The organism is Agrobacterium bohemicum (assembly GCF_001562555.1).
Classification (GTDB): Bacteria; Pseudomonadota; Alphaproteobacteria; order Rhizobiales; family Rhizobiaceae; genus Agrobacterium; species Agrobacterium bohemicum.
Window position 1 is genome coordinate 41,396 of the sequence record NZ_KQ961028.1, and the last position, 18,270, is coordinate 59,665.

Genomic DNA, 18,270 nt, shown 5'->3' on the forward strand with positions numbered 1-18,270 from the left:
TCAACCAACCGCACTGCGTGGCTGCAGCTTCGCCGTTACCGTCAACGGGTTGATGTAGGGTTCCAGCGCCTTCACCGTGGAAGACAGTGCGCCGCGCATGTCCTGGATCACCTTGCCGCCGGCATCGATCATCTTGTATCGCTCGTTATCGTTGACCAGCAGGTAATGCACCGCCTTGGCCAGCATTTCCACGTCGCGGATAATACGCCCGCCGCCGGACCGCAGCAGCTTTTGATAGGCTTCGCGGAAGTTTTGAACATGTGCGCCCGACAGAACGGCGCAGCCCAACATCGCCGGTTCCAGCGGGTTCTGACCGCCTTCCGCCGTCAGCGATCTCCCGACGAAAGCCAGTTCCGTCAGCCGCAGATACAGCCCCATCTCACCAATGCTGTCGCCAAGGAAGATATCCGTTTGCGGTGTGATGACATCGTTGCGGCTTCTGCGCGCAACGGTCAGGTTCATGCCCTTGAGCATGGCCTCGATATCATCAGCCCGTTCCGGGTGGCGCGGCACGATCAACGTCAGTTGCCCGTCGCGCGACTTGATGGCGTTGTGAACGGTTCCCGCCGCCTTCTCTTCACCATCGAATGTCGAGATTGCGGCCCAAGTCTTGCGATTGCCGATCTGGCGACGATAGGTATCCAGCAGAGCTGCATCACAGGGCGGCGGGTCGGTGTCACCCTTGAGATTACCCGACACGACGACTGGCCATGAACCGAGATCACGGAAGCGCTCCGCATCGACATCGGACTGCGCCACCACCAGAGCCAGCTTGCTGAACAGCGCTTCGGCAAATTCGGAGTGGCGTTGCCAGCGACCAAAGGAACGATCGGACAGGCGCGCATTGACACGTATCTGCGGGATATGCCTACGCTCGAGTTCCATCATCGTGACAGGCCAAATCTCGGACTCAGCAGTAATCGCCGCATCCGGCGCCCAGTAACTCAGGAAACGGTTGATGGAAATCTTGATGTCGAGCGGCACATATTGGTGAATGACGTCATCACCCAAACGCGTGCGGCTCAGTTCTGCCGATGTCACCGTCCCCGTCGTCAGGAGAACGTGAATGTCGCGTTTGCGAATTTCGCGGATAAGCGGAACGAGAGCGAGCGTTTCACCAACACTTGCCGCATGGAACCAGACCAAAGGACCACGCGGGCGATCCGCGCTGGCATGGCCGAAGCGTTCCATGCGGCGCCGCTTGTCTTCCTTGCCTTTGGTGGCGCGATACATGAGGTAGGGTCGGGCAAAAGGATATGCGGCAACGCCGGCAATTCTGTAACCTGAAAGAGCGAAACGTGCGATCCGGCTATTCATGACATGCTGCCTTTGATCAGTGCGCGCAATGTGTTCCCCTGTGATCGATACAAGAACGCTGCGTTCTCAATGAATTGCAGCTTCGTCCTGTCGTTCGTTTGAGCATCAATAGTCCAAGGACAGCGCCACATTCCCTGGCTCGATGGCGTGAAGCCTACTTCTTATTAAAATGCGTCTTTTTTGTCTCAAGCAGAAAGGCCAACGAAAAATTGATGGTGTGGCCAGACGAGTTGTGCGCGTCCCCGCAGAATCACACAACCTCATATGCATCGAGGATAGTACAAATGAAGTAGGAAACCAGCGATTATTTGTTCTGTGGATCAAGCAAGCGGTGCATATGCACTATAAAATAACGCATATGTGCGTTATCCACAGTCTGTTGTGCCTTAGACTTCCATGCCGTCAATGCCGTTGCATAGTCTGGAAAGATGCCGACGATGTCGAGCGCCTTCAAATCGCGGAACTGTACATCCTGAAGATTTTCCAGTTCGCCGCCGAATACAAGGTGCAGAAGCTGTTTTTCGTTGCCCGCTACGGTCATAGTGTTCTCTTCCTTCTCATCGTTCAAAGCCCTGAGACCAGACGCATGCAGCTCTTGTTGAGCCACCAACTCCCTGACCTTCGTCAAACCTGGATCGGGACCTAACGCGACAAACCCGGATCGTCTTTCGCAGTCCCATTCTGTGAGGCCTCCATCTGCGGGATTTTCCCGTGAAAATCAACCTCTGGCTGGTGACTTCAACCGCTCCAGCAGGTCCGGCAGCAAATGATTTGCTGCAGCGCACAATTCGGGGTGGCTGACATCGTGACGATTATAGGTCAGCGGAGTTCCGTCAAGGTCCAGAAGCTGACCACCGGCGCGCTCCAAAATCAGGTCAGCTGCCGCCAGGTCCCAGTCATGAGAATGGGCTTTGACCAAGGTGCCATCAATACGGCCATCCGAAACCATGGCGAGCCGATAGGCAAGCGACGGCACATGCGGAATGCGGTGGACCCGAGATTTCAAATGTGCAGGAAGCTGTGCGATCACATCTTCTGGTGCCGCAAGCTTGATCTCACCGTTGTTTGCATCCGAGACAGAGAGTATCTTACCATTCTTCGTTGCCGGCCCGGAGACAACGGCGGCAAATTCCTCATTAAAGGCGGGAGCGACGAGAGCGCCGGCAACCGGCCTGCCACGATGGACGACGGCAACGCTGACGCACCATGTGTCCTTGCCTCCGATAAAGGCCCGGGTTCCGTCAATCGGATCAACGACGAACAGCGTCTCGGTTGATAGCCGGTCCGCATCATCGTCGGTTTCCTCCGAGAGCCATCCGTAGCTAGGTCGCGCCTTGCGAAGGATGGTCTCCAGCGCTTCGTTGGCGGCGTAGTCGGCAGCGCTGACCGGCGAATGGCCCTTCTTCCACCAGACCTCCGGGTCTTTGCGGAAAAACTGCATGGCGACGCGACCAGCCTCGCGAGCGGCATCCAGAATGAGGTCGAGATCGGAGCCCCAATCGGCTCCCGTAACATTTGTCATATTATCGTCGTTCACTACGCGGTTTCCAGTGCATCAACATGCACCGTCCCTCGCCCCGAAGGCAACCGATGAATGGCGCTATCAGCGTCCCGCTATCGTCATGCCTTCGATGGCAAGCGTCGGTGCGGCGACACCATATTTGCGGTCGATGTCGTTTGCAGGTGTGATCCGCATAAACATATCCTTGAGGTTGGACGCAATCGTGACCTCGGAAACAGGGAAGGCCTTTTCGCCATTCTCGATCCAGAAACCGCTTGCCCCACAGCTATATTCGCCCGTCAACAGATTGGCACCATGGCCGATGAGTTCGGTCACGTAAAAACCAGCACCGATCTGGGCGATCAGATCTTCCGGCGAGATATCGCCCGGCTCCAGCGACAGATTGGTGGAAGACGGAGATACGGAGGTGCCACCGCGCACGCCGCGACCGTTGGTTTCCAGGCGGATTTCACGCGCCGTGGAGGTGGAAAGGAACCAGTGCTTCAAAACACCGTCCTCGATCATGACAAGCTTTTCACCGCGCACGCCTTCACCATCAAAAGGACGAGATGACGCGCCGCGTACGATCTGCGGATCGTCGGTGATAACAAGGCCTTTTTTCAACACCTGCTGGCCCATCTTGTCGCGCAGGAAGCTGGTCTTGCGTGCAACGGATGCACCGTTGATGGCACCTGCAATGCCGCCGACGAAGCCGCGGGCGATGCGTGGATCGAACACCACGGTCACATTGCTGCCAGTATCGACCTGCCGGGGGTTGATGCGTTTGACTGCTCTCTCACCCGCGCGGCGTCCGATGTCTTCAGGTTTGTCGAGATCGGCGAAATAAAGGCGGCTATCATAATCGTAGTCGCGCTCCATCTTGGTGCCTTCACCGGCGATGACGCTGACGGAGCGGCCGAAGCGGCTGCCCATATAGCTCCCGGAAAAGCCGTGCGATGTGACCAGAACCAGACCGCCCATGCCGCTGGATGCACCAGCGCCGGATGAATTGCTGACACCCCTTACAGCCAGTGCCGCTTCTTCTGCCGCAAGCGCGGCCTCGCGCAACTGGTCCGAAGAAACCTCTGTCGGGTCAAACAATTCCAGATCATCGTATGAATTTGCCAACCGATTGCTATCCGCAAGGCAGGCATAGGGGTCTTCCGGCGACACCTTGGCCATAGCCACCGCACGTTCCGCCAGTGTCTTCAGGTCGAAACCGGGATTGGCCGAGACGCTAGCGACGCGCTTGCCGACGAAGACGCGCAGCGAAAAATCATCGCTTTCGGAAGATTCCGTGCTTTCCACCTTGCCAAGCCGAACGCCGACGGATTGCGAGCGCGAGCGCACGATGACGGCGTCGGCCTCATCGGCACCAGCGCGGCGGGCCAGATCGACCAGTTCGCTGGCGCGCTCGAGAAGCTTGGAGGAATCGATATCTGAGGACATGGGCTAGGCCTTTCGTTGACCTTCATTTATTGCGGCGCACCTGCCGCATCAAGGCCAAAGCGGCATTTCACCGGTAATTGAGCGAAATGCTTACGCGTCCACGCCGTGGCCGCGATGATAAAGCTCTACCTGCATCTCGATCTGGCGCTTCAGATCGTCTTTGCTGACCTGGGATTCGGCCAGCACCTCGTGTGCCTTGCGGAAATCCAGCACTTTGAAACGGTTGACCGGCGGCCGCAGGAAAATATGCGGCGGGTGCATACGCAATTTCAACGAGATGACGGACTGCATCATCAACTGACTGGCGCCAAACAGGCTCTCAAAACGGCTTGGCATAGTCGTGCCATCACCTTCCGGCCCGCCGACCACGTCTACCGCGATCACGATATCCGCCTTATCCAGCAGATGATCATAGGGGACCGGATTGAAAATGCCGCCATCGATCATGATGCGGTCGTTCATGCGAATGGGCATGAAAAGGGCGGGAATGGCGGAAGAGGCTGCCAGCGCCTGACGCAAATCTCCGCTTTCAACGATGACCTCCGACTGCGCGTAATAATCCGTGGCTGTTACCTTCAGAGGGATTTTCAGCCCTTCGAAAGTCTTTGGCATGGCCGATGGCAGGAGAGCATCGAGAACGAGCTCCAGATTGAATTGCCCCAGGCGAAAGCCGAAGACGGCGTGGCGCATGGAAGCGGGCCCGAGGCTCCAGAGCTTGTTGGCGACGCTGCCCTTTTTGCCCATCAGTTCCAGTGTGTATTCTCTGATGTCGCGGCCGCTCATGCCTGCGGCCATGCCGGCACCGATGATGGAGCCGATGGAAGAACCCGCAATGGCTGTCGGACGAATACCGAGCTCATCCAGCGCTTCAACGATATTGATATGGCAGATGCCGCGTGCGCCACCGCCACCCAGGGCCAGCGCAAATGTCGGATCGCGCACTTCTCTCACGCGGGCTTCTCTGGCAGCTTCTTCGCGTTTGCGCTTTTTGCTAGAGAGTTTCTTTTTCTTTTCAGCCACGGGCGCGGCCTCTCCTTCAAGTCATTTCGCTTCCCGCTCTATGACACAAAGACGACAGGAGAGTGACGCACGAGTGCAACGTCGTGCATCACGACCTGTAAAGACATATCAAGGTTCGTAACGGTAAAAATGCATGATGGAATCGCCGAACGTGCGGCTTTCCATCAGCTTGAACGCCGGATCGACGGTAACGAGAACATCGGCCCGCTCTTCAAGAATGGCCAGAGCCCCCGGCACAAGCCAGCCGCCGAGATGCGCCGCTACAAAGGCCTTTTCGCCCTGCCCTTGTGCATAGGGTGGGTCTGCAAACAACATATCGAAGGGTTCGATATTATTGACGCTGCCGAGCTTGGTGGCATCGCGGCGCAGAATGCGCGCGCGACCGTGCAGGCCGAGAGCATCGATGTTTTCCCACAAGAGGCCCCTGCCCTCGACGCCGTTTTCGACGAAGAGTGCAACCCGACAACCGCGTGACAGAGCTTCGAGCCCCACCGCGCCGGTTCCGGCAAACACATCGAGAATCCGCGTCCCATCCAGACTTTCCGGATAGGCATGGCTCAAGATATTGAAGAGGCTTTCACGCGTACGATCGATAGTCGGCCTGATTGCATTCGATTTCGGAGCGGCCAGTGACCGGCCGCGAAACTCACCGCCTACGATCCGCATTACGCGTCATTCCCTTGCCTCCAGAAGGTTTACCACCTGGGCCTTTGCCCCCGGGTCCATTGCGATCCGGGCCTTTACCACCGCCCGGTCCCTTGCCCGAAAAGCCGCCCTCGGAGCGCTCGCCGCGCGGCTTGCCGAACGCTGGCTTGCCAGCAAAGCCACCCGGCTTGCCGCCGGAAGGTCTGCCTTCGCGAGGCTTATCGCCAAACGGTTTTGCGCCACGGGGCTTGTCACCGAAAGGACGCTCAGCGCGAGGACGATCTCCGTCCTGCCTTGGCTTGCGGTCGCCGTAGGGGCGTTCGCTGCGTTCACCGCTGCGAGCCGGGCGGTCGCCAAATGATCTTTCTGGACGCGCGGGGCGGTCACCAAAGGGTTTGGCACCCCGGTCCGGACGATCTCCGAAGGACCGTTCACCACGAGGACGCTCTGCGCGATCGCCACCTTCACGCGGCTTGCGATCACCGTAAGGGCGATCACTGCGTTCGCCGCCACGGGCTGGACGATCACCAAAGGGTTTGCCACCACGGTCCGGGCGATCCCCGAACGATCGTTCGCCACGGGGACGTTCTGCACGGTCGCCACCTTCACGCGGCTTGCGGTCACCGAATGGACGGTCGCTGCGCTCGCCACCACGCGCTGGACGATCACCAAAGGATTTGCCGCCGCGGTCACCACGGTCGCCGCCCTTGCCGCGTCCACGGCTTTCATCCTGCGCGGGCTTGTCGGCGCGGATCCATTCGCCATCGACATCCTTGTGTCTGACGATCGCGCGGCGGGCATCGGCTTCTGCTGACGGTTTGAAAACGGTTTCAGCTTCGTCCCGGTAAGACTTGCGTTCCTTGCCGTCGCGGGTTGGCCTCGCGCCCGGCGCCATCCAAACATTGGCGGTGCGGTTGCTGCCCATCGGTGGACGCTTGGGACCACGATCTTCCTGACCTTCATCACGACCCTTGGCGAAAGGCTTGGCACCTCGTTTTGCGTCAGGCCGGCCGGGAGCGCGTTCGCGAGGCGCGTCGCGCTTGTCATCAAATCGTGGCGTGCGTGGATTTTGTTCCGCATCTCCACGCTTGGACCATTCGGACTTGACGGGACGCGGAGCCGGAGCTTCGTCTTCGTCAACAACCGCGTCATAGATCGGTGCATCGAAATTGGCGCCAGCCGCTTCGATAAGGCGTGGACCCAACTGGTCACGCAACATGCGACCACGCACTTCCACGACCTGGCTTTCCGGCAGATCGCCTAGCTGGAAAGGACCGTAAGAAATACGGATAAGGCGGTTAACCTCAAGGCCGAGCGCGCCGAGCACGTTCTTGATCTCTCGGTTCTTGCCTTCGCGAAGACCCATGGTGATCCAGACGTTGCGGCCTTGCGTGCGGTCCAGCGTCGCATCGATTGCGCCGTAGAGTACGCCATCGACGGCAATGCCCTCTTTCAGCTTGTCGAGTGCGGCCTGATCAACCTCACCATGGGCGCGAACGCGGTAGCGACGCAGCCAGCCAGTTGTCGGCAGTTCGAGAACACGCGAGAGGCCGCCGTCATTGGTCAGCAGCAGCAGGCCTTCGGTGTTGATATCCAGACGCCCGATGGAGAGGACGCGGGGAAGCTCCTTCGGCAGGTTGTCGAATACGGTAGCACGTCCCTCCGGATCGGAGTTGGTCGTCACCAGACCTGAAGGCTTGTGGTAGAGCCACAGGCGCGTGCGCTCTGCACCACGGATTGCTTCGCCATCGACCTCGATCTTGTCATCCAGGGTGGCGTTCACGACCGGGCTGTCCAGCTTCACGCCATTCAGCGAAACGCGACCTTCCATGATCATCCGCTCGACGTCGCGGCGCGAGGCCACGCCTGCTCGGGCGATGATCTTGGAAATGCGCTCGGGTTTTGCCGCTGCGGTTTCCGCGACAGCACTCTCCGTTTTTGCCACGAACGGCTTTTTCTCGCGCACCGAATCCGGCTTGCCGGAGGACTTCGGCTTGCTATCCCGGTCGAATGTCTTGGCCCCAGCGCGCTTCGGCTTGTCTTTGAATGTCATTTGTTGTTTGCCTGTTGTTTGGCGTGTCCTATCAGGTCACGCGGCACTGGTTAAGAGGAAATTGCACGAACAATGGCGGAAACGACGCATTTCATGGACCTGGCGCTTGCCGAAGCGCAAGCGGCGAGCTTCCGTGACGAGGTACCCATCGGTGCAGTGCTGGTGCTGGATGGCCGCGTCATCGCCCGTTCCGGCAACCGAACCCGCGAATTGAACGATGTAACCGCCCATGCCGAAATCGCCGTCATTCGCATGGCCTGCGAGGAACTGGGGCAGGAAAGGCTGACAGGCGCGGACCTCTACGTCACGCTGGAACCCTGTACCATGTGCGCCGCCGCCATATCCTTCGCCCGCATCCGCCGCCTATATTATGGCGCGAACGACCCTAAGGGCGGCGCAGTGGAAAGCGGTGTGAGATTTTTCAATCAGCCAACCTGCCACCATGCGCCGGAGGTTTATTCAGGAATGGCGGAGATGGAGAGCGCCGAGATTTTACGCGGTTTTTTTCAGGGGAAGCGTGGGGAGTGACACTGTGTGTCGCTGACCCCAGATGCGACGTCATCCTCGGGCTTGATCCGAGGATATACCATGTTGGATGTCGGGGTTCGTTAGATCCTCGGGTCAAGCCCGAGGATAACGGAGGTTGGAGCATGGGCTTCCAAGAAGCACTCCCGCCCGGCGATAAATTCGCCGCTGCCAACAACTAACCCTTACTGGAACGGGTTCCACCAGTTCTTGCCGGTGCCAGCCATGGCTGCATTCTTCTTGCGCTCTTTTTCCTTCTTCGCTTCCGGCTCGCCGAGGTCCGTCAGTTGGTCCTGTGAGACACTGCGATATTCGACCGGCGGGTCGGTGAGGAATTTACGCTGGTTGTTGTTGACGATCGATCCGCCCTTCGCATCAGCCTTGGCCTTGCGGAAGGCTTCCCACTTCTGGGTTTCGGTCATCTGACCGTTGGTGCCGTTACCGGCCAGAAGTGGCGAACGATAGTTCGGGTTGTCCCGGTTGGCGTCGGCCTCCTCGCGCAGACGCTCACGCGCTTCTTCCGGTGTTTCCGGCCATTGCGGGTTGGTTTCGCGGTTGGCGAGACTCTGCTGCGGCTGGGTCAACTGATCGGCGCGCACTTTGGCAGGCACGACAAGGCCGGGGCGCGGATTGTATTTCAGGTTACGCTTGCTCTGGTCGCCCGTGATCGACGTCGCGTTGCCAAGGTCGTCTACCAACTGTTCGGCAGACGTCTTTCCCGTGCCGTAAGTCGGGCTGGTGCATGCGCCAAGCGCAAGGCAAACAGTGACTGTGCCCGCAATCGTGCCGTACATGCGAAAACTCTGCGTCATGCTCATGGAAACCCTTCCGCCCAAGCCGTCCAGACGACCGTCAGCCCGCATTGGTGCTAAAATCCGGCCATTTTCAGGCAGGTTTACCGGATGAACGCTCAAAGTGCAATTCACCCGGCACTTTTCTTAGACGGCAACGCCCAGTTCCCGCAGTGCTGCGGCATCACGCGCCGAGACGTCGGGAAACGCAGCGTCCGAACCAACATCGGCGGTGATCCGCCAGGAACGCGCGCATTTGCGTCCCTCGGCCAGCTTCTGCTCGACCGACACCTTCTGGACCTCGCCCAAACGGAAGGCATCTGCCGGGCCTTCACCCGAGACGACCGAGATAGCCGAGGTGATGCAGATTTCAGCGAAATCCTGACCCTCGAGCGCTGCCAGCAGTTCCGGATCGGCAACATGCACGACAGGCGCTGCTTCCAGCGAAGAACCGATGCGCTTTTCGCGACGCTCGACTTCCAGAGCGCCGGTGACGACGGTGCGCACCTTGCGTATCTTGTCCCACTTGGCTTCCAAGGCCTCGTTCTTCCATTCCGCAGGCACACCCGGGAACTGCACGAGATGCACGGATTCCGCATCCGAGTAACGCGAAAGCCATGCCTCTTCCGTGGTGAAGGGCAGCATCGGTGCCAGCCATGTGACGAGGCAATCGAACAGCTTGGCGATGACCGATAGAGATGCACGGCGCTTCAGCGACGACGGGGCATCGCAATAGAGCGCATCCTTACGGATATCGAAGTAGAAGGCCGACAGCTCGACATTGGCGAAATCGATCAGCGCACGGGTGATCTTCTTGAAGTCGAAGGCGTCGTAACCATCACGCACGACCTGATCCAGCTCGGACAGGCGGTGCAGCACCAGCTGTTCCAGCTCGGGCAAATCAGCGTAAGCGATGTCTTCGCCCTTGTCATGCGCCAGCGTGCCCAGCATCCAGCGGATGGTGTTGCGCAGCTTGCGGTAGGCGTCGATGTTGGTCTGGATGATGGCCTTGCCCAGACGCTGGTCTTCCCAATAATCCGTGGTCATGACCCAGAGACGCAGGATATCGGCGCCGGATTCCTTCATCACATCCTGCGGTGCCACGACATTGCCGAGCGACTTGGACTGCTTGCGGCCCTGCTCATCCATGGTGAAACCATGGGTGACGACCGCGTTGTAAGGCGCACGACCGCGCGTCGCGCAGCTTTCCAGCAGCGACGAATGGAACCAGCCGCGATGCTGGTCGGAGCCTTCCAGATAGACGTCGGCAGGCCATTTCAGGTCCGAGCGATCTTCCAGCGTGAAGGTGTGCGTGCAGCCCGAGTCGAACCAGACGTCGAGGATATCGCGCACCTGATGCCACTTGGCGTGATCGTGGTCGTTGCCGAGGAAGCGTTCCTTGGCACCATCCGCAAACCAAGCATCCGCACCTTCGGCCTCGAAGGCCTCCAGAATGCGGGCGTTAACGGCCTCGTCCAGCAAAACTTCGCCATGCTCATCAGCGAATACCGCGATCGGTACGCCCCATGCGCGCTGGCGCGACAGCACCCAATCCGGGCGGTTCTCGATCATGGCGCGCAGGCGGTTTTGACCAGCGGCTGGCACGAAACGGGTGTCATCGATGGCGGAAAGCGAGCGCGAGCGCAGCGTGGTGCCATCGCCCAATTCCTTGTCCATATAGACAAACCATTGCGGCGTATTGCGGAAGATGACCGGCTTCTTGGAGCGCCAGCTATGCGGATAGCTGTGCTTAAGACGGCCACGGGCAAACAGGTTGTTGGCCGCAATCAGCGCCTTGATGACACGCTCGTTTGCGTCACCCTTCTTGCCGTTGTCGTCCATCACACGCGCAGCGCCACCTTCGGCAGATGGGCCAAAACCGGGGGCGTCTTCGGTGTAGAAACCATCGTCGCCAACCGGGAACGGGATCTTGGACGAGATGCCACGCGCTTCGATCTCACGAGCCTTGGACGTCCATGCGTCAAAGTCTTCACGACCATGGCTTGGTGCGGTGTGCACGAAGCCCGTACCGGCATCATCGGTGACGTGATCGCCATCGAGAAGCGGAACCGCGAAATCGTAGCCGAGGTGAGCCAAAGGATGGGCGCAAGTGATCGCGCCGAGTTCTTCCGGCGTAACGGGGCGAACGAACTTGAAGGTCAGCTTCGCCTTCTTGGCGGCTTCGTCAGCCAGCTTTGTTGCGAAGATCAGCTTTTCACCCGGCTGCGGGCCGAAGTCGTTCTCAGCCGTTTCCACTTCGAACAAACCGTAAGGGAAGCGCGAGGAGAAGGAGATGGCGCGGTTGCCGGGGATGGTCCACGGGGTTGTTGTCCAGATGACGACGGAGGCACGTTCAAGGTCATTTAAAGCGTTGACAAAAGGCATTTTTGCGTTCGTATCGGACAACCATTCTGCCTTCGCCGCGCCTTCCACGACCACCACCGGGAACTTCACCCAGATCATGTCGCTCTCGACATCCGCATACTCTACCTCGGCCTCAGCCAGAGCAGTGCGCTCGACAACCGACCACATGACCGGCTTGGAGCCGCGATAAAGCTGGCCGCTCTTGGCGATCTTCAGCAACTCGCCAGCGATACGCGCTTCCGCGTGGAAGTTCATGGTCGTGTAGGGGTTTTCGAAATCGCCTTCGATGCCCAGACGCTTGAACTCAGCCGATTGCTTCTCGATCCAACCTGCGGCGAATTCGCGGCATTCCTGACGGAATTCGTTGATCGGGACCTCGTCCTTGTTCTTGCCCTTGGCGCGGTAGGCTTCCTCGATCTTCCACTCGATGGGAAGGCCGTGGCAATCCCAGCCGGGAACGTAATTGGCGTCGAAACCGCGCATCTGGAACGAACGGGTGATGACGTCTTTAAGGATCTTGTTCAGCGCATGGCCGATGTGGATATTGCCATTGGCATAGGGGGGGCCATCATGCAGCACGAATTTTTCGCGGCCAGCGGCGGACGCACGCAGCTTCTTGTAAAGGCCCATCTGCTGCCAGCGGGCAACGGTTTCAGGCTCTTTTTGCGGCAGACCGGCGCGCATCGGAAAATCCGTCTGCGGCAGGTAAAGCGTCTTGGAATAGTCTGGTGTTTGTGCGGTGTCGTTCATGATCATACCGTTATGCGGCGCCCCGAATGAGAACAATCTCAGGGTCACGCCGTCTTGAGTGCAAGAGGGCTAAAGCGGAAGGCGCTCAAGGCAAGCGCCGAAATCCCGGACCTTTCGGCTGCTTACTGCGCGCGAAAGGCCGGGCCAATAATTCGGGATATGAACGTCGACCGAAATTGGTGCATGGCCGTCTGTTTATGTGTTTTTTCAGCGTTTGAAAAGGGAATAGATGCCACACAAGCGTCCACGCGCTTAAAATGCGATACGTGCATCCAGTTCTCCGAGCGGCGTTACCCCCAAGAGCAGAGCCCTCGCCTCTTCCTCGTCTCGCTTGATCTGGGCGACCAGAGCTTCCAGCCCGTCGAATTTCAGCTCGTCGCGCAGATGGCCGAAGAAAGACACAGAGCAAATCTCGCCATAGAGATCGCCGGAAAAATCAAAGAGGAAGGTTTCGAGAAGGGCTGCGCCATCCTCTGTCACCGTCGGGCGATAGCCGAAGCTGGCAACGCCATCATGGAGCGATCCGTCTGCGCGGCGGAACCGCACGGCGTAGATGCCGGGTTTCAGTTCCGTTTCCGGCGGTAGCGCCATGTTGGCGGTGGGGTAACCCAGCGTGCGGCCGAGTTTCTGCCCGCCGATCACTTCCGCTTCGACGGTGTAACGATACCCCAGCAGACCGGCGGCACCGGCGACATCGCCCTGCGCCAGCAATTCCCGGATGCGGCTGGAGGAGACGATTTCGGCACCCTCATCGCGGAAGGAATCGATCAGCATGACATCGAAGCCGTGCCGTTTGCCTGCCGCCATCAGATAGGCCGGGCCACCTTCGCGTGCCTTGCCGAAGTGGAAATCGACGCCGGTGACGACGGCACTTGCACCCAGCCAGTCGACCAGAATGGATTTGACGAAATCTTCCGCAGAGCGCTGCGAGAAATCCCGGTCGAAAGGATATTCGATGACGGAGTTGAACCCTTCCGCTTCCAGAACTCGCGCCTTGACGGACGCAGGGGTGAGGCGGAAAACCGGCGTTTCGGGGCGAAAGACTGTGCGCGGATGCGGCTCGAATGTCAGCACCAGGGCGGGAGCATTGCGGGATGCGGCAAGCTCCAGCGCATGGTCCAGCACCGCGCGGTGGCCGCGATGCACGCCATCGAAATTGCCAATGGCGATGACGCCGCCCTTCAGGTTTTCGGGCAGCTGCTCCTTCTTTTCATTGCGATGAAACACGGTCATGGGCAGACTCTATTCCGATGCCACACAATTAGGCAAGACGCGGCATCCACCAGCCGGGGGCTGCGTTCTGGCCTTTCAGATAGGCATTCATCAGCGACTCGTCGGTTTCACCGTTCAGCGTATATTCCGCCGCGTGAATGCCGCCGCTGATATACAGAAGCTGGAGGCCCGCATTGATGGCACCCTTCACATCCGTCGGCATGCCATCGCCGATGGCCAGCACGCGGTCTTTTGCAAATTCGCCGCGCACCTCTTTGGCCGCAGCCATGCAGGCCTCGTAGATCGGTGCATGCGGTTTGCCGGCGATGCGCACTTCACCACCAAGCTGCTCATAATAGGCGGCCATGGCACCGGCGCAGGGAATGATGCGCTCACCGCGCTCAACCACCAGATCCGGGTTGGCGCAGATCATCGGCACGGAACGAGCAATGAAGCCCTTGAGCATATCCGTGTAGTCTTCCGGCGTTTCGGTTTCGTCATCGAAAAAGCCGGTGCAGACAACGGCCGTCGCTTCTGCTTCTGCGGCGACCTCGACATCCAGACCTTCCAGCAACGGCAGATCGCGCTCGGGGCCGAGGAGAAAGATTTTCTTCGGCCCAACGGCGATCAGACCGCGCGTTACATCGCCAGATGTGACGATACGGTCATAGGCGCTATCGGAAATGCCGAAAGCCCGCAATTGCGTAATGACGCCGGGTGCCGGGCGCGGTGAATTGGTGATGAGCACCACAGTCTTGCCCGCCTTGCGCGCCGCTTCCAGTGCAATAGCGGCGTCCGGAAAAACAGACACACCATTGTGCAACACCCCCCACACATCAGACAGAATAACGTCGAACTGAGCGGTGATGTCGCCAAGCGTGGCAATGCGATGGGCCATTTAATAATTCCAAGCGTTCCGTGAATTCACGCTGTGACATCGCAAAGCGGGATGGCGATGGCAAGCGAAAAAGCAGGACTCCGGCCCGGTTATGTCAGCCAGAGCCTCACGAAACCCGCCGTGATACACAATCCCAAAACCGGCAGCATGCCCAGTTTCAGCCGGAAAAGCGTGGTGGCCGAGACGATGAACAGGCAAAGCGAAAACAGATCAAGCGTCTGCCAGGCTGGCCACGACACATGGAGATTGACCGCGGGCAGAAGCGGAATTCGTTCGACTTCGGCAAAGAGCACGTGAAGGCCGAACCAGACGGACAGGTTGAGAATGACCCCGACAACCGCCGCAGTAATGGCCGCAAGCGCTGCCGACAAAAGGCGGTTGTGGCGCAGTTTCTCCATATAGGGCGCGCCTGCGAAAATAAATATGAAGCTCGGCACGAAGGTTGCCCATGCCGCAACGCTGGCACCCAAAATGCCCGATGTCATCGGGTCGAACAATCCGGGATGGCGGAAGGCGGCAAGAAACCCGATGTAAGACAGCACCAGCACCAGCGGACCCGGTGTCGCTTCTGCCAGCGCCAAGCCATCAAGCATCTCGCCCGGCATCATCCAGCCATGCGTATCCACCGCCACCTGCGCAACATAGGCCAACACCGCATAGGCACCGCCGAACGTCACCACAGCCATTTTGGAAAAAAATATCTGCAGATCGACGAGCGTGCCGGGTCCTGTCATCACCCACAGCAGCAGCAGCGGCAATTGCCAGATCACGACACCGAACAGGAGGCCTAGAACCAGCCGTTTCCATGATGGCGTTGCTGTCATCTCCCCACCTTTTTCCAGTGGCGAAAGCGCACTTCCCCTGCCCTTGGCAAAGCCGATAATCCCGGCCGCGAGAATAACGAGCGGAAAGGGGATGCCGAAGAAAAACAAGGCGATAAAGGCCGCAGCCGCGATGACGACCAGCGACCGGTTGGTCAATGCCCTTTTGGCAACCCGCAGCAATGCCTCCAGGACAATGGCCAGAACACCCGCTTTCAAGCCGGACAGAAGTGCCGGCAACCAGTGCGTATCCTGATAAAGCGCATAGGCTGACGCCAGCGCGACGATGACCAGGAATCCCGGCAGAATGAACAGCGTACCGGCGACGATGCCACCCCGCCTGCCATGCAGCAACCAGCCGGAATAGGTTGCCAATTGCTGGGCCTCCGGTCCCGGCAAAAGCATGCAGTAATTCAGGGCATGGAGGAACCGTTCTTCGGTCAGCCAGCCCTTCTCGTCCACCAGCACACGGTGCATCAGGCCGATCTGTCCGGCAGGGCCGCCGAAACTCAGCAGGCCGATGCGACCGAACACGGCGGTCATCTCCCAAAAGGAAGGGGGTGGCGGGGAAATATCGTTGTGTAAAAATTCTGTCATGCGGTGGTAGTAACCATTTTACATGAAATTTTTCCGACAGTCCGTCCTTGACTCAGTCCCATAGCCTGCTTATCTCCGTCTCGCTGGCACTCCACAACAGGGAGTGCTAACAATCATCACTCGGACCTTTTTGTGAGGTTCGTTCAGGTCATTTGATCGAGGGATTAGACTAATGACAAGCACAACATTCCGTCCGCTGCATGACCGCGTCGTTGTACGTCGCGTCGAGTCTGAAGCAAAGACAAAGGGCGGCATCATCATTCCTGATACCGCCAAGGAAAAGCCACAGGAAGGCGAAATCGTCGCTGTTGGCACTGGCGCTCGCGATGATAGCGGCAAGCTCGTTCCTTTGGACGTCAAGGCTGGCGACCGCGTTCTGTTCGGCAAGTGGTCCGGCACCGAAGTCAAGCTCGACGGCGAAGACCTTCTGATCATGAAGGAATCCGACATCATGGGCGTTATCGGCTGATCTGGCCGGTTCTTCTCACTTTTCCATGACAACCAATGGGCAATGAGCCCGGGAGTTTGCTACAATGGCAGCTAAAGAAATTAAATTCGGCCGCACAGCGCGCGAAAAGATGCTCCGTGGCGTCGATATTCTCGCAGACGCAGTGAAGGTAACGCTTGGTCCTAAGGGCCGTAACGTCATCATCGACAAGTCCTTCGGCGCACCTCGCATCACCAAGGACGGCGTTTCTGTCGCCAAGGAAATCGAACTTGAAGACAAGTTCGAAAACATGGGCGCACAGATGGTCCGCGAAGTTGCTTCGAAGACCAACGACATCGCCGGTGACGGCACCACGACTGCGACCGTTCTTGCACAGGCCATCGTTCGCGAAGGCAACAAGGCTGTTGCAGCCGGCATGAACCCGATGGACCTTAAGCGCGGTATCGACCTCGCAGTGACCGAAGTTGTGAAGGACCTTCAGGCCAAGGCCAAGAAGATCTCCACATCGGAAGAAGTTGCACAGGTTGGTACGATCTCTGCAAACGGCGACAAGCAGGTCGGTCTCGACATTGCTGAAGCCATGCAGAAGGTTGGCAACGAAGGCGTCATCACGGTTGAAGAAGCCAAGACCGCCGAAACCGAACTTGAAGTCGTTGAAGGCATGCAGTTCGACCGCGGTTACCTGTCGCCTTACTTCGTCACCAACCCTGAAAAGATGGTTGCTGACCTGGAAGACGCTTATATTCTTCTCCACGAGAAGAAGCTTTCGAACCTTCAGGCCATGCTGCCTGTTCTCGAAGCTGTCGTTCAGACCGGCAAGCCACTCGTCATCATCGCTGAAGACGTCGAAGGCGAAGCTCTTGCAACGCTCGTCGTCAACAAGCTGCGTGGCGGCCTGAAGATTGCTGCCGTCAAGGCTCCTGGCTTCGGCGATCGCCGCAAGGCAATGCTCGAAGACATCGCGATCCTGACCGGCGGTACCGTTATCTCCGAAGATATCGGCATCAAGCTTGAAAACGTCACGCTCGACATGCTCGGCAAGGCGAAGAAAGTTTCGATCACCAAAGAAAACACAACGATCGTTGACGGTTCGGGCCAGAAGTCCGACATCGAAGGCCGCGTTGCGCAGATCAAGGCCCAGATCGAAGAAACATCTTCCGATTACGACCGCGAAAAGCTGCAGGAACGTCTTGCCAAGCTCGCTGGCGGTGTTGCCGTTATCCGCGTTGGCGGCTCCACGGAAATCGAAGTGAAGGAAAAGAAGGACCGCATCGACGACGCTCTCAATGCGACGCGCGCTGCTGTTCAGGAAGGCATCGTCGCTGGCGGCGGTACTGCTCTTCTGCGCTCTTCCACGAAGATCACCGTAAAGGGTGCAAACGACGACCAGGAAGCTGGCATCAACATCGTTCGCCGCGCTCTTCAGTCGCTGGTTCGCCAGATTGCTGAAAACGCTGGTGACGAAGCTTCCATCGTTGTTGGCAAGATTCTCGACAAGAACGAAGAGAACTACGGCTACAACGCCCAGACTTCTGAATATGGCGACATGATCACCATGGGTATCGTTGACCCGGTCAAGGTTGTTCGTACAGCTTTGCAGAACGCAGCTTCGGTTGCTTCCCTGCTGATCACGACAGAAGCCATGATTGCTGAACTTCCTAAGAAGGAATCGGCAATGCCACAGATGCCTGGCGGCGGAATGGGCGGTATGGACTTCTAAGAAGTCCTATCTTCTGAAATACGGAAAGGCGGTCCTCACGGGCCGCCTTTTTTTGTTGTGGCTTTACAAGCAATGATGAAAACGCTCACTGTCTTCAAATAGTGAACAATTAGTCTCTACTTGTTCATCTATTCCGAGGCGGCAATTTGGCGCATATGT

At 58.4% G+C, this 18,270-nt stretch carries 15 protein-coding genes; 3 read left to right on the forward strand and 12 right to left on the reverse strand.

Annotated elements, in window-relative coordinates; translation table 11 throughout:
- From waaA to ATO67_RS11010, 7 genes are all read right to left on the reverse strand, one after another.
- Positions 1-1,317, reverse strand: a complete 1,317-nt coding sequence (waaA, locus tag ATO67_RS10980) for a lipid IV(A) 3-deoxy-D-manno-octulosonic acid transferase (RefSeq protein WP_067648431.1) — start codon at positions 1,315-1,317, stop codon at positions 1-3.
- A gap of 304 nt (positions 1,318-1,621) precedes the next feature.
- Entirely contained in the window at positions 1,622-1,858 is a 237-nt protein-coding gene (locus ATO67_RS10985; RefSeq protein ID WP_067648433.1) for a DUF4170 domain-containing protein, read from the reverse strand.
- A gap of 177 nt (positions 1,859-2,035) precedes the next feature.
- Positions 2,036-2,839, reverse strand: coding sequence for a 3'(2'),5'-bisphosphate nucleotidase CysQ (locus ATO67_RS10990; RefSeq protein ID WP_067648435.1), 804 nt, complete (start codon positions 2,837-2,839; stop codon positions 2,036-2,038).
- A gap of 81 nt (positions 2,840-2,920) precedes the next feature.
- Positions 2,921-4,267 (reverse strand): TldD/PmbA family protein, encoded by a 1,347-nt coding sequence (locus tag ATO67_RS10995; protein ID WP_067648438.1) that lies wholly within the window; start codon positions 4,265-4,267, stop codon positions 2,921-2,923.
- Between the two features lie 90 nt (positions 4,268-4,357).
- Complete coding sequence (locus tag ATO67_RS11000) at positions 4,358-5,218, reverse strand: patatin-like phospholipase family protein (protein WP_067649029.1); 861 nt, start codon at positions 5,216-5,218, stop codon at positions 4,358-4,360.
- 177 nt (positions 5,219-5,395) lie between these two features.
- Positions 5,396-5,953, reverse strand: coding sequence for a 16S rRNA (guanine(966)-N(2))-methyltransferase RsmD (gene rsmD / locus ATO67_RS11005; RefSeq protein ID WP_067648449.1), 558 nt, complete (start codon positions 5,951-5,953; stop codon positions 5,396-5,398).
- Positions 5,934-7,985, reverse strand: coding sequence for a pseudouridine synthase (locus ATO67_RS11010; RefSeq protein ID WP_067648452.1), 2,052 nt, complete (start codon positions 7,983-7,985; stop codon positions 5,934-5,936). The genes rsmD and ATO67_RS11010 overlap by 20 nt, the downstream gene beginning before the upstream one ends.
- 72 nt (positions 7,986-8,057) lie before the next feature.
- Here ATO67_RS11010 and ATO67_RS11015 point away from each other — a divergent pair, with 72 nt between their 5' ends.
- The gene (locus ATO67_RS11015) at positions 8,058-8,513 is read left to right on the forward strand and encodes a nucleoside deaminase (RefSeq protein ID WP_067648456.1); all 456 of its coding nucleotides are present in this window, start codon (positions 8,058-8,060) and stop codon (positions 8,511-8,513) included.
- A gap of 182 nt (positions 8,514-8,695) precedes the next feature.
- On the opposite strand, the gene ATO67_RS11020 is transcribed toward ATO67_RS11015, so the two are convergent.
- From ATO67_RS11020 to chrA, 5 genes are all read right to left on the reverse strand, one after another.
- Positions 8,696-9,322: a hypothetical protein gene (locus ATO67_RS11020; protein WP_245303969.1), complete on the reverse strand. Its 627-nt coding sequence runs from the start codon at positions 9,320-9,322 to the stop codon at positions 8,696-8,698.
- Between the two features lie 126 nt (positions 9,323-9,448).
- A complete protein-coding gene (gene ileS / locus ATO67_RS11025) occupies positions 9,449-12,415 on the reverse strand; it encodes an isoleucine--tRNA ligase (RefSeq protein WP_067649035.1) in 2,967 nt (988 codons plus the stop codon).
- A 252-nt stretch (positions 12,416-12,667) separates the two neighbouring features.
- Positions 12,668-13,648, reverse strand: coding sequence for a bifunctional riboflavin kinase/FAD synthetase (locus ATO67_RS11030; protein WP_067648457.1), 981 nt, complete (start codon positions 13,646-13,648; stop codon positions 12,668-12,670).
- A gap of 28 nt (positions 13,649-13,676) precedes the next feature.
- The gene (locus tag ATO67_RS11035) at positions 13,677-14,525 is read right to left on the reverse strand and encodes a TIGR01459 family HAD-type hydrolase (RefSeq protein WP_067648464.1); all 849 of its coding nucleotides are present in this window, start codon (positions 14,523-14,525) and stop codon (positions 13,677-13,679) included.
- Positions 14,526-14,614: 89 nt separating this feature from the next.
- Complete coding sequence (chrA, locus tag ATO67_RS11040) at positions 14,615-15,943, reverse strand: chromate efflux transporter (RefSeq protein WP_067648466.1); 1,329 nt, start codon at positions 15,941-15,943, stop codon at positions 14,615-14,617.
- Between the two features lie 172 nt (positions 15,944-16,115).
- Here chrA and groES point away from each other — a divergent pair, with 172 nt between their 5' ends.
- Positions 16,116-16,412, forward strand: coding sequence for a co-chaperone GroES (gene groES / locus ATO67_RS11045; protein ID WP_045229730.1), 297 nt, complete (start codon positions 16,116-16,118; stop codon positions 16,410-16,412).
- A 64-nt stretch (positions 16,413-16,476) separates the two neighbouring features.
- Complete coding sequence (gene groL, locus ATO67_RS11050; RefSeq protein WP_067648469.1) at positions 16,477-18,111, forward strand: chaperonin GroEL; 1,635 nt, start codon at positions 16,477-16,479, stop codon at positions 18,109-18,111.
- Positions 18,112-18,270 lie beyond the last annotated feature (159 nt).

What these genes read in the sequence shown, in the direction of transcription:
- waaA (WP_067648431.1), bottom strand. Translation starts at nt 1,317, where the DNA reads ATGAATAGCCGGATCGCACGTTTCGCTCTTTCAGGTTACAGAATTGCC.
- ATO67_RS10985 (WP_067648433.1), bottom strand. Translation starts at nt 1,858, where the DNA reads ATGACCGTAGCGGGCAACGAAAAACAGCTTCTGCACCTTGTATTCGGC.
- ATO67_RS10990 (WP_067648435.1), bottom strand. Translation starts at nt 2,839, where the DNA reads ATGACAAATGTTACGGGAGCCGATTGGGGCTCCGATCTCGACCTCATT.
- ATO67_RS10995 (WP_067648438.1), bottom strand. Translation starts at nt 4,267, where the DNA reads ATGTCCTCAGATATCGATTCCTCCAAGCTTCTCGAGCGCGCCAGCGAA.
- rsmD (WP_067648449.1), bottom strand. Translation starts at nt 5,953, where the DNA reads ATGCGGATCGTAGGCGGTGAGTTTCGCGGCCGGTCACTGGCCGCTCCG.
- ATO67_RS11010 (WP_067648452.1), bottom strand. Translation starts at nt 7,985, where the DNA reads ATGACATTCAAAGACAAGCCGAAGCGCGCTGGGGCCAAGACATTCGAC.
- ATO67_RS11015 (WP_067648456.1), top strand. Translation starts at nt 8,058, where the DNA reads ATGGCGGAAACGACGCATTTCATGGACCTGGCGCTTGCCGAAGCGCAA.
- ATO67_RS11020 (WP_245303969.1), bottom strand. Translation starts at nt 9,322, where the DNA reads ATGACGCAGAGTTTTCGCATGTACGGCACGATTGCGGGCACAGTCACT.
- ileS (WP_067649035.1), bottom strand. Translation starts at nt 12,415, where the DNA reads ATGAACGACACCGCACAAACACCAGACTATTCCAAGACGCTTTACCTG.
- ATO67_RS11030 (WP_067648457.1), bottom strand. Translation starts at nt 13,648, where the DNA reads ATGACCGTGTTTCATCGCAATGAAAAGAAGGAGCAGCTGCCCGAAAAC.
- ATO67_RS11035 (WP_067648464.1), bottom strand. Translation starts at nt 14,525, where the DNA reads ATGGCCCATCGCATTGCCACGCTTGGCGACATCACCGCTCAGTTCGAC.
- chrA (WP_067648466.1), bottom strand. Translation starts at nt 15,943, where the DNA reads ATGACAGAATTTTTACACAACGATATTTCCCCGCCACCCCCTTCCTTT.
- groES (WP_045229730.1), top strand. Translation starts at nt 16,116, where the DNA reads ATGACAAGCACAACATTCCGTCCGCTGCATGACCGCGTCGTTGTACGT.
- groL (WP_067648469.1), top strand. Translation starts at nt 16,477, where the DNA reads ATGGCAGCTAAAGAAATTAAATTCGGCCGCACAGCGCGCGAAAAGATG.